Here is a 9,372-nt window from a genome sequence, read left to right as displayed (position 1 = left end):
TTTTGAAACTTCCATAATATGATTTAAAGAATTAATTAACGCGTTATTATTCTTTACGTTATAAGAGAGTGAGCTATAACTCAGTAAATCATATAAACTAATAACTATGATAGAAGGAGAAAATTTAAATATGTCTTCTTTAGACAAAGAATTTATTGAGATAAAAGCATCTTTATATCTTTTATTAAGGTAAGTCCCTCACGGGGTGCATCAATAATTTGAAAAGTAGTACAAGGTTCTCTTTCTCTAAATTCCTCTTTAATCCAATAACCAATGAAACTAGCTCCCCCTAGTATAGTTATCCTCATTGAGTTCACCTTTCCCTTAAGTCTCGTTTTTCTTTAATAACTTTGCAGGGTTTCCTATAAAAACTGTAGAAGATATATCAATATCCTTAGTTACAACTGCTCCGGCCCCAATAACTACATTTTTCGCAATTTTAATAGATGGTAACACAGAGGCTCCTAACCCAATAAATGAACATTCCCCTAACACAACAAAGCCACCAAAATTAACACCAGGAGATACTTGTGAGAAATCTTGAAGGATAACATCGTGTGCAATAGTTGATGCTTTATTAACAATTACATGCTCTTTTATGCATGCATCAGGATCAACGACTACACCAGGCAAAACAATGCTGCCTTTACCAATATTAGAAAACTGCGAAATGGTTGCTTTGTTACTAATAATACTCCTGAAATTCAAGTCAGGATAATCATTCGCAATCTTCTTTCTAATCTTATTATTAGCAATTGCAATTACAAAAGATATTCCTTTTATGTTGCTTAATATTTGAGCTTGATCAACCGTTCCAACCACAGGAACTCCAAGTAATTTTTTACCATGAGTATTTAAATCGTCATCAAGAATCGCTATGTTATTAGGTGAAAAATCTCTATTTCCAAGTATACAATCTACTGTTAACTTACCCAAACTACCTGATCCAATAACGATAATTTTTTCTCCTGGTAATGTTTGATCATACCAACTCTCTATGGTGTTCATCTATATTTCAACTCCAAATATATTAGTTTAAAAACTAAAATTTGATCTAAAGGAAGATAATACAATTAAAAAAATTTAATATATTACTTATAAAATAAATTCATTAAGTTCCAGTTCCTTTAAATCTATCCATCGTAATAATACTATTTTGATTAACATTCTCTTTCTTAAAGACCTTAATAACAGTTTGAATTAATATTTTTATATCTAGGAGAAAGCTCAACTTTTCTACGTAATAAATATCCTTTTGAAATTTTTCTTCCCAAGAAATCGCATTTCTACCATTTACTTGAGCATATCCAGTAATACCGGGACGTACATTATGTCTACGTGATTGCTCTTCATTATATAGGCTTAAATAATCAACTAGTAATGGCCTTGGACCAACTAAGCTCATATCACCTTTTAATACATTTATTAGTTCAGGTAGCTCATCCAAACTAGTACTTCGCAGAAACCTCCCAAATTTAGTATGCCTCAATTCGTTAGGGAGTAATCTACCGTTCTCATCTCTCTCATCGGTCATCGTTCTAAACTTGTACATCGTAAAGATCTTTTCTCCAAGTCCTGGCCTTTTTTGCTTAAACAGCACTGGACTTCCCAATTTAGTCCTTACAAAAAAGGCTACCACTAAAAGAACTGGGCTTAGCACAATAATGGCTGTTAAAGATAACACAATATCCATCATTCTCTTAATAATTTTTCTATAAATACCACCTCTGGATGGTCCCATCACTTAACCCACAGCTCCTTTACAATCTCTACAACTCTCTTCAAATCTTCATCATTCATCTTAGTGTCACTCGGCAAACAAATACCATTCTTAAACAACTTCTCCGATACGTCAGTTCCAACAAAATCACACTTCTCAAAGAAAGGTTGCAAATGCATCGGCTTCCAAATAGGTCTAGACTCGATATTCTGTTCTCCTAAAGCTTCCATAATATCAATAGGCCTAACCTTTCCGTTTAATGTCATTGAGCTTAACCAATAGTTTGGATTATCCCATTCATTGCTAGGCATGAACTCAACACCATCTAAATCACTAAGTTCTCTATTATAAAATTCATAAATATATTTCTTCTTTTCAACCCTTTGGTCTAAAACCTTAAGTTGCCCTCTTCCAATCCCTGCAACAACATTACTCATACGATAATTGAACCCTAATTCGCTATGTTGATAATGCCTTGCTGGGTCCCTAGATTGAGTAGCCCAAAATCTTACCTTAGCTATTCTTTCTTCATTATCGGAAACAAGCATTCCACCACCAGAAGTAGTGATGATTTTGTTCCCATTAAAAGAGAAGATGCCATAATCGCCAAAAGTTCCAGTATGCTTACCTTTGTAGTAAGTCCCTAAACTTTCTGCTGCATCTTCTATTAAAACAACGTTATGCTTCTTACACAGTTCTACTATTTTATCCATGTCAGCAGACAAACCATAAAGGTGGACGACGATAACTGCCTTCACCTCAGGATACTTTTGAAAAGCCTCTTCCAAAGCTTTAGGGCACATATTCCAAGTTGCATAATCACTGTCTATAAATACAGGAATTGCATTTTGATAGATAATTGGATTTGCCGTAGCCGAGAATGTAAGTGTTTGGCAGAAGACGATATCCCCTTCTTCAACTCCTGCAGCTCTCAACGCTAAGTGGAGCGCACCAGTACCCGAAGTTAGTGCCGCTGCAGATTTTGCACCTACCTTAGTGGCCAGTTCTTTTTCAAATCCATTCACATTTTCCCCTAGAGGAGCAATCCAGTTCGTATCAAAAGCTTCCTTTACATATTCCATTTCATATCCCTCATCACTCATATGTGGTGATGAAAGGAATATTCGATCTCCCATTGCTAAAACTTCCTTCCTTAAGTAAATTAATAATTTGTTATTAGTTATTTAGTACTTAATTAGAAGCTTACTTTATCAAACCAACTACTAAGCAACCAAGCACCTATTGCATCCATTTCGGATACTCTATACACTCAAATAAGGTTAGAGAGTAATGTGTTAGTTAGCTAGATATTAGGCACCCTAGCCAACTAACCAACGATTTCTGACTAACTTATCTATTTATCTCAATCACTAATTCCTCACTCCTGAAATTTGCAATATCCAATAATTGATCTCTCAACTCTTCCTTACTCAACTCGTCCAAACTTGCAACCAACTTATGACATACGGTAATATCCACCAACGGCGTCTTCCCAATATAAATCTTGGGATAAATCTGCTCCGGATGTACCTCATCAGCACCTAAGAGTTCCTCAAACATCTTCTCTCCTGGCCTCATCCCAGTAAAGACAATCGGCATCTCTTCTTCCGTATAGCCAGACAATCTAATTAAGTTCTTCGCCAAATCAACAATCTTCACCGGTTCACCCATATCTAGACAAAGATCTCGCCGCCTTTAGCTAACGCACCAGCCTGAAGCACTAATCTTGACGCCTCCGGGATCGTCATAAAATATCTTACCATCTCAGGGTGAGTAACCGTTACCGGGCCACCATCTTGAATTTGCTTCTTAAATAATGGAATAACACTACCACGACTTCCAAGTACATTTCCGAAACGCACTGCAACAAATCTCGTCTCACTTACCATATCCATATGCTGAATCACCATCTCAGCAATACGCTTGGTTGCCCCCATGACACTCGTCGGATTAACAGCTTTATCTGTGGAAATCATCACAAACTTACCAACACGGGCCTCACTCGCTGCTTCGGCAACATTCTTTGTTCCAATCACGTTGTTTTTCACTGCTTCTTCCGGGTTACGCTCCATTAACGGTACATGCTTATGCGCAGCCGCATGATAAACAACATCAGGGATGTATTTCTTCATAATCGAGAACATCTTCTCGCGATCCTGAACATCTGCGATTTCAGTCTCAACATGGATGTTTGGGTATTGTTTCTTCAATTCTAGTTCAATCGAATAAATACTGTTTTCACCATGTCCTAAAAGAATGATCGTATCAGGAGTAAACTTACAAACCTGACGACAAACCTCTGATCCAATCGAGCCACCAGCACCAGTAACAAGAATTGTTTTCCCTGTTAGCTTCTTTCCAATTTGCTCTGTATCAAGTTCAACCGGTTCTCTTCCTAATAAATCCTCAACTTCAACGTCACGGAACGTATTTACTGAAATCTTCCCAACCATCAGATCCTCTAACATCGGAATGATTTGCGTTCTCGCTTTTGTCTTTGAACATTCGACGAAAATGTCATTTAACTCTTTCTTACTTAATGAAGGAATTGCAATAATAATATGCTTAATTTGATTTTCATTCACAATTCTCTCAATATCAGCACTTGTCCCTAAGACTGGTATTCCTAATAACTCTAACCCTTGCTTACTTGCATTATCATCAATAAACGCCACAGGTGAAAGCTCTGCATCATGATTTTGCAGCAATTGTCTAGCTACCATCGTTCCAGCTGCTCCTGCTCCAATCACTAACGTTGGTATTTGATCCTGTCTTCGTTTAATATACGTATCACGGTACAATCGCCAAGAAAAACGCGAACCACCAATTAATAAAATATGAAGCATCCACGTAATCATTAAAGTTCTCATAAACACAGTCTGACTAAAGACTAATTGAACAACTGCCGTTACTAGTATCGAAAACGTAACTACCTTAAAAATCGCTGCTAATTCCCCCATACTCGCATACTGCCAAACACGATTATAGATTTTATAACGTGCTGCAAAAAAGTGATGAGAAATTAATAATGAAATCGAACTAATAAGAAGAATCGGCGCGAAAAAACTCATTGTAGTAGATAAAATATAATAGCCAGCAAAAATAGAAAGAATAACAATTAACGAATCTAAAAACACGAGCGAAAGCAACCTTCTTTTATACGACACAAACTACACCTCCGAAATGATTTGAAAAAGATATACAATAAAAGCTTAAGCAAACAAGCTACTAGTAACTTCCTCGCTTAAACTTTTATTTGGTAATGAAATAAAGTATGAGGCATCGAACCCCCCCTCACACCACACCAATGATGACTTAACATCTAAGGTTAGTACGTACTAACCCACAGCATAGCCGAGTACCTCCATTGATAACGGTCAGGAGACATCACCAAAAACAAATTAACTTTTGTTTAACACTGCTTTTCGACGATCAATCGCTTCAATCACTAGTTGTTTAATCGTATCTAATTGATCATCCGTCGCATCTTGCTTTATATATCGGATGCTCTTTACGATCGATTTGGGTACTTTTTTATCCAAACAAATCACCTATATCTTTTCATTAAATCTAGTAAAGGTGGGGTAACATCAAATATACACAACTCGACACTACCTACAACCAATCGCCAATCTTCTACTAAAAAAACCTGCCTATCTATTTTAACATAGTAATAAAGAACTATTAAGGGAAAGAATTTGGCAAAATAATTGCGCTTTCGACAATCATTAACTATTTTTGTCGAATAATATTAATTTCATGAAAAACATCCGCTCTTTTTACTATTTACACTACCTCTATATGAAAATTGTTCATTCGGTATTTTCATATTCAGGCAATAAAAATAGACTATAGATCAATCTTTTAGTCTACCTTCAAAATCCCTAAGTTGCATAGCACCGAAGATGCGCCTTACCCATCCCCGAATCATCCAAAAATAACTCAAAACTCAACCCTCAAAAATCAAAGCTGCACTTAAAATATCCCAAAAAACTTCTTCCTCTTAACAATTCTCTCCGGTGGCTCAACATAGACATGCTGACCTTTTACTAGTAACTCAGCGTTTTCTTGAAGATGATATCGATAAAAAGAACCACACTCTTGTTCAACTTTTTCGTAAGCTTCTCTTAAGTGAAAAGATCTATTCGTCGTGTTGTGGGCGTCAGATGCTAAAAAGTGAGCGAGATTATGATTAATTAGGTCAATGCTAAACTCTTGAATTTTTTTTCCGAAGCGCCCCGTAACACTTCCAGCAGTCACTTGAGTTAAAGCCCCATCCTGCACAAGCTTATATACTAACTCTTGGTTTTCAATAAGCTCTGAGTTCCGTTCTGGATGGACAATAATCGGCGTCAGCCCTTGCTGCTGTAAATCAAAGAACAGTTTGTTCGTGTATCTTGGGATATGGTTTGATGGGAATTCCACAAGAATATATTTGTCCTGATTATTCAAAGTTAGTAGTTCACCATCCCGATATGATTCTACCATTTCACCAAAGATACGCGGCTCTTGTCCTGGTAATACTTTTAGAGGAATATTAGAAACAGCTAGTAATTCATTTAACTCTTGCACTTGATCTAAAATACTAGTTTTGAGGTTATCAAATGCTCCGTTACCGTGATGCGGTGTTGCAAATATTGTAGTAATCCCTTCTTCTACAGCTTTTTCAGCCATCGCCAAGGTCATCTCTTTATCTTTAGCTCCATCATCTACTGCAGGCAGGATATGACAATGAATATCAATCATTTGAAAACCTCCTCATCTATTATTGTATCCAGTTACCTTCACAGAAAACTTTATGCCAATATAGCATTATTTCCACTAAAAACTAACCGCTATTTATGTTAGTTCACTTAATTTTTTCCATAATAGTAATAATTTTGACTATGTTTAACATCTTTATTGTTTAATACAGCCCCTAAAATCTTTGCTTTCGACATCTCTAATAATTCTTTTGCCTTAATCGCTTGTTCGATTTCTGTCTTCCCACTACTTACAACTAGGACAACACCATCACAAATATTTGCGAGCAGCTGAGCATCAGTTACTACTAGCACTGGTGGTGTATCTAAGAGGATAATATCATACGGTACTGTTGTCGAAGTTAATAATAATTCCATTGATTTGGAACTTAACAACTCAGAAGGATTCGGTGGTACGGGTCCACTTGTCAGGATATCTAAGTTTTCAACGTCAGTTAACATGATCGCATCTTCTAATTGAGCTTGTTTTGTAAGTACACTCGTCAATCCTTTAGTGTTTGGACACCTAAATGTATAATGAACCGTTGGCTTACGAAGATCGGCATCCACTAATAATACTCTGTTTCCTTGTTGCGCCAAAACGACCGCTAAATTGGCAATCGTCGTAGATTTCCCTTCAGCTGGACTTGTTGATGTAACCATAATATTTCGTAACTGTCGATCGATCGAGGCGAACTGTAAGTTTGTTCGGATCGTACGATATTGTTCTGATATTGGCGACTTTGGGTCTACTTTTGTAATTAAAGCTCGAACGGAATTAGACTGTTCTTTTCGTTTTCTACGCACCAATGTTTTCACCTCGTCTTCGTCTTGTTTCTGCTTTCGCGACAGCTTCTCTATCTAATTCAAATGTAGGGATTGAACCGATCACCGCTATCCCCAAATGCTGCTCGATATCACGTTCCGTTTTAATTGTGTTATCTAAATATTCTAAAAGAAACGCAAGTCCTACACCAATCATTAGCCCGACAACGAACGCAATCGCCATATTTAACTTCGGATTCGGTTTAACCGGTGTTGGGTTTTCCGCTAATTTCGCTTCAGAAAGGATACTAACATTATCTACATTCATAATAGCGATAATTTCACGTTGAAACACAGTTGCTACCTTGTTAGCTATTTGCACAGCTAATGCAGGATCTGGATCTAGTACAGTAATCGCAACTACCTGTGAATTCCCTTGACTCCTAACACTAATTTGGCCGTTTAAAGCCCCAGTTGATCTTGTTAACCCTAATTCATCAATAACCTTATCTAAGATAATTGGGGTTTTCATAATCTCGTTATACGTATTAATTAATTCAATGTTTGAACGGATGTCGCTTTGTGTATAGGATTGTTGATCTGATTTAGATTGATTTACTAATAACTGTGTTGACGATTGGTATACCGGTGTTAGTACCAAATAGCTAATTACCCCAGCCACGGCAACGGCCGCCACTGTTATAAGCAAAATCATTAACAACCGCTTTTTTATCGTTTCAAACAATTCTTTTAAACTAATAGTCTCTTCCATTGGTGCCTCCCGAAATGTAACAATTTTTTCACATAAAAGCATTCTATCACATATTTTTGACAAAGTGAGACAAAAAAAGCAAAAAATTTACAGATAAAATATCCCATTAACAATCCCTACTATAATATATGTAACTAATTAATTACATAAATTTATTATCTATTTCCATTGCTAAAGTACAAATTAATACAAATTCCTACTAATTTTTACAGAAAATCCTGGAATGAGACATAATTATATTGCCACTTTTTTACCTACGAGATATAATCAACTAATACTGAATTTTAAATTAGGGAGAATCTGTCATGACAAAGAAAAAGAAAATAATACTGATCATAAGTCTTATTATTGGTCTTCCCGTATTAGCCATTTTAGGCTATGGGTATCATCTATATAGTTCTGTTTTAAATACAATTGAAGACATGCATCAACCAATTGAAAGAGAAACTAAGCGTCCAATTCAAGTAGATATGGAAAAAAGTGAACCACTCTCCTTTTTATTACTTGGAATTGATGCTAGAGGAACCGAACGCGGTCGAACAGATACCTTAATGGTCATCACTGTAAATCCTAATACAGAGTCAATGAAAATGGTAAGCATTCCACGTGATACACGAACACAGATTATCGGCAAAGGTTTTGATGACAAGATCAACCATGCCTATGCCTTTGGCGGACCTGAAATGACAATCCCTACTGTGGAGAATTTCTTAGATATCCCAATCGATTATTATATGACAGTTAATATGAATGGTTTTAAAGATATTGTTGATGCTGTTGGTGGGGTTACAGTAAATAATCCTTTTGCTTTCAGGGATGGCGGTTTTACGTTTGATGAAGGTGAAATCTTCCTAGATGGTACTCAAGCATTGGCGTTTTCACGAATGCGTAAGAAAGACCCACGTGGTGATCACGGAAGAAATGACCGCCAACGTCAAGTAATGAACGCCATTATTAAAGAAGGTGCTCAAATCTCTTCTGTGACACGAATGGAAGAAATTTTAGGGGCTATCGGCACTAATGTGAAGACAGATTTAAATTTCGATAAGATGAAGAAAATTCAATCAAATTATAGTGATGCAAGAAAAGATTCTGAAGAAATTACAATTAAAGGTTCAGGAGCAACAATTAGTGGAATTTGGTATTATGTTGTTGCTGAAGAAGAGCGATTACGTGTTTCTAACCTTTTAAAAGAACATTTAGAGTTAAATTAATGCTTATAGAGGTAAAAATTCAACAAGAGAATTTTTACCTTTTTATTTGTTACAATTTAGATTGTCTATAAAGTAACATTTTATTTGTATGTTTATTAGTTTACCAACATTGTAGCTAACTGGTTAAATTTAATCCTTTACGGTTTCTTCATAATCATT

General features: G+C 36.1%; 8 protein-coding genes and 1 pseudogene. 1 reads left to right on the top strand and 8 read right to left on the bottom strand.

Annotated elements, in window-relative coordinates; all coding sequences use genetic code 11:
- Positions 1 to 324: 324 nt before the first annotated feature.
- The 8 genes and pseudogenes from H1D32_RS23600 to H1D32_RS23565 form a co-directional block, all read right to left on the bottom strand.
- Positions 325 to 1,008 carry a NeuD/PglB/VioB family sugar acetyltransferase gene (locus H1D32_RS23600; protein ID WP_261180625.1) on the bottom strand — a complete coding sequence of 228 codons (684 nt, stop codon included), beginning with the start codon at positions 1,006 to 1,008 and terminating at the stop codon, positions 325 to 327.
- Between the two features lie 103 nt (positions 1,009 to 1,111).
- Positions 1,112 to 1,741: a sugar transferase gene (locus H1D32_RS23595; RefSeq protein WP_314733490.1), complete on the bottom strand. Its 630-nt coding sequence runs from the start codon at positions 1,739 to 1,741 to the stop codon at positions 1,112 to 1,114.
- The gene (locus tag H1D32_RS23590; protein ID WP_261180624.1) at positions 1,741 to 2,856 is read right to left on the bottom strand and encodes a DegT/DnrJ/EryC1/StrS family aminotransferase; all 1,116 of its coding nucleotides are present in this window, start codon (positions 2,854 to 2,856) and stop codon (positions 1,741 to 1,743) included. Before H1D32_RS23590 ends, H1D32_RS23595 begins: the two co-directional genes overlap by 1 nt.
- Before the next feature lie 214 nt (positions 2,857 to 3,070).
- Positions 3,071 to 4,887: pseudogene (locus H1D32_RS23585) on the bottom strand (polysaccharide biosynthesis protein).
- Between the two features lie 234 nt (positions 4,888 to 5,121).
- The gene (locus tag H1D32_RS23580) at positions 5,122 to 5,262 is read right to left on the bottom strand and encodes a hypothetical protein (RefSeq protein WP_261180623.1); all 141 of its coding nucleotides are present in this window, start codon (positions 5,260 to 5,262) and stop codon (positions 5,122 to 5,124) included.
- A 433-nt stretch (positions 5,263 to 5,695) separates the two neighbouring features.
- Positions 5,696 to 6,466 carry a tyrosine-protein phosphatase gene (locus H1D32_RS23575; RefSeq protein ID WP_261180622.1) on the bottom strand — a complete coding sequence of 257 codons (771 nt, stop codon included), beginning with the start codon at positions 6,464 to 6,466 and terminating at the stop codon, positions 5,696 to 5,698.
- Between the two features lie 107 nt (positions 6,467 to 6,573).
- Positions 6,574 to 7,272 (bottom strand): CpsD/CapB family tyrosine-protein kinase, encoded by a 699-nt coding sequence (locus tag H1D32_RS23570; RefSeq protein ID WP_261180621.1) that lies wholly within the window; start codon positions 7,270 to 7,272, stop codon positions 6,574 to 6,576.
- Positions 7,262 to 7,999, bottom strand: coding sequence for a YveK family protein (locus H1D32_RS23565; RefSeq protein ID WP_261180620.1), 738 nt, complete (start codon positions 7,997 to 7,999; stop codon positions 7,262 to 7,264). Before H1D32_RS23565 ends, H1D32_RS23570 begins: the two co-directional genes overlap by 11 nt.
- Before the next feature lie 305 nt (positions 8,000 to 8,304).
- On the opposite strand from H1D32_RS23565, the gene H1D32_RS23560 reads away from it, so the two are divergent.
- Positions 8,305 to 9,213, top strand: a complete 909-nt coding sequence (locus tag H1D32_RS23560; RefSeq protein ID WP_261180619.1) for an LCP family glycopolymer transferase — start codon at positions 8,305 to 8,307, stop codon at positions 9,211 to 9,213.
- Positions 9,214 to 9,372: the final 159 nt, after the last annotated feature.

The organism is Anaerobacillus sp. CMMVII (assembly GCF_025377685.1).
GTDB lineage: Bacteria > Bacillota > Bacilli > Bacillales > Anaerobacillaceae > Anaerobacillus.
The sequence above is the reverse complement of the archived record's forward strand: the minus strand, read 5'-3'. Positions and strand labels throughout refer to the sequence as shown.

Coding starts and splice junctions, on each gene's coding strand:
- H1D32_RS23600 (WP_261180625.1), bottom strand. CDS start 1,008: ATGAACACCATAGAGAGTTGGTATGATCAAACATTACCAGGAGAAAAA.
- H1D32_RS23595 (WP_314733490.1), bottom strand. CDS start 1,741: ATGGGACCATCCAGAGGTGGTATTTATAGAAAAATTATTAAGAGAATG.
- H1D32_RS23590 (WP_261180624.1), bottom strand. CDS start 2,856: ATGGGAGATCGAATATTCCTTTCATCACCACATATGAGTGATGAGGGA.
- H1D32_RS23575 (WP_261180622.1), bottom strand. CDS start 6,466: ATGATTGATATTCATTGTCATATCCTGCCTGCAGTAGATGATGGAGCT.
- H1D32_RS23565 (WP_261180620.1), bottom strand. CDS start 7,999: ATGGAAGAGACTATTAGTTTAAAAGAATTGTTTGAAACGATAAAAAAG.
- H1D32_RS23560 (WP_261180619.1), top strand. CDS start 8,305: ATGACAAAGAAAAAGAAAATAATACTGATCATAAGTCTTATTATTGGT.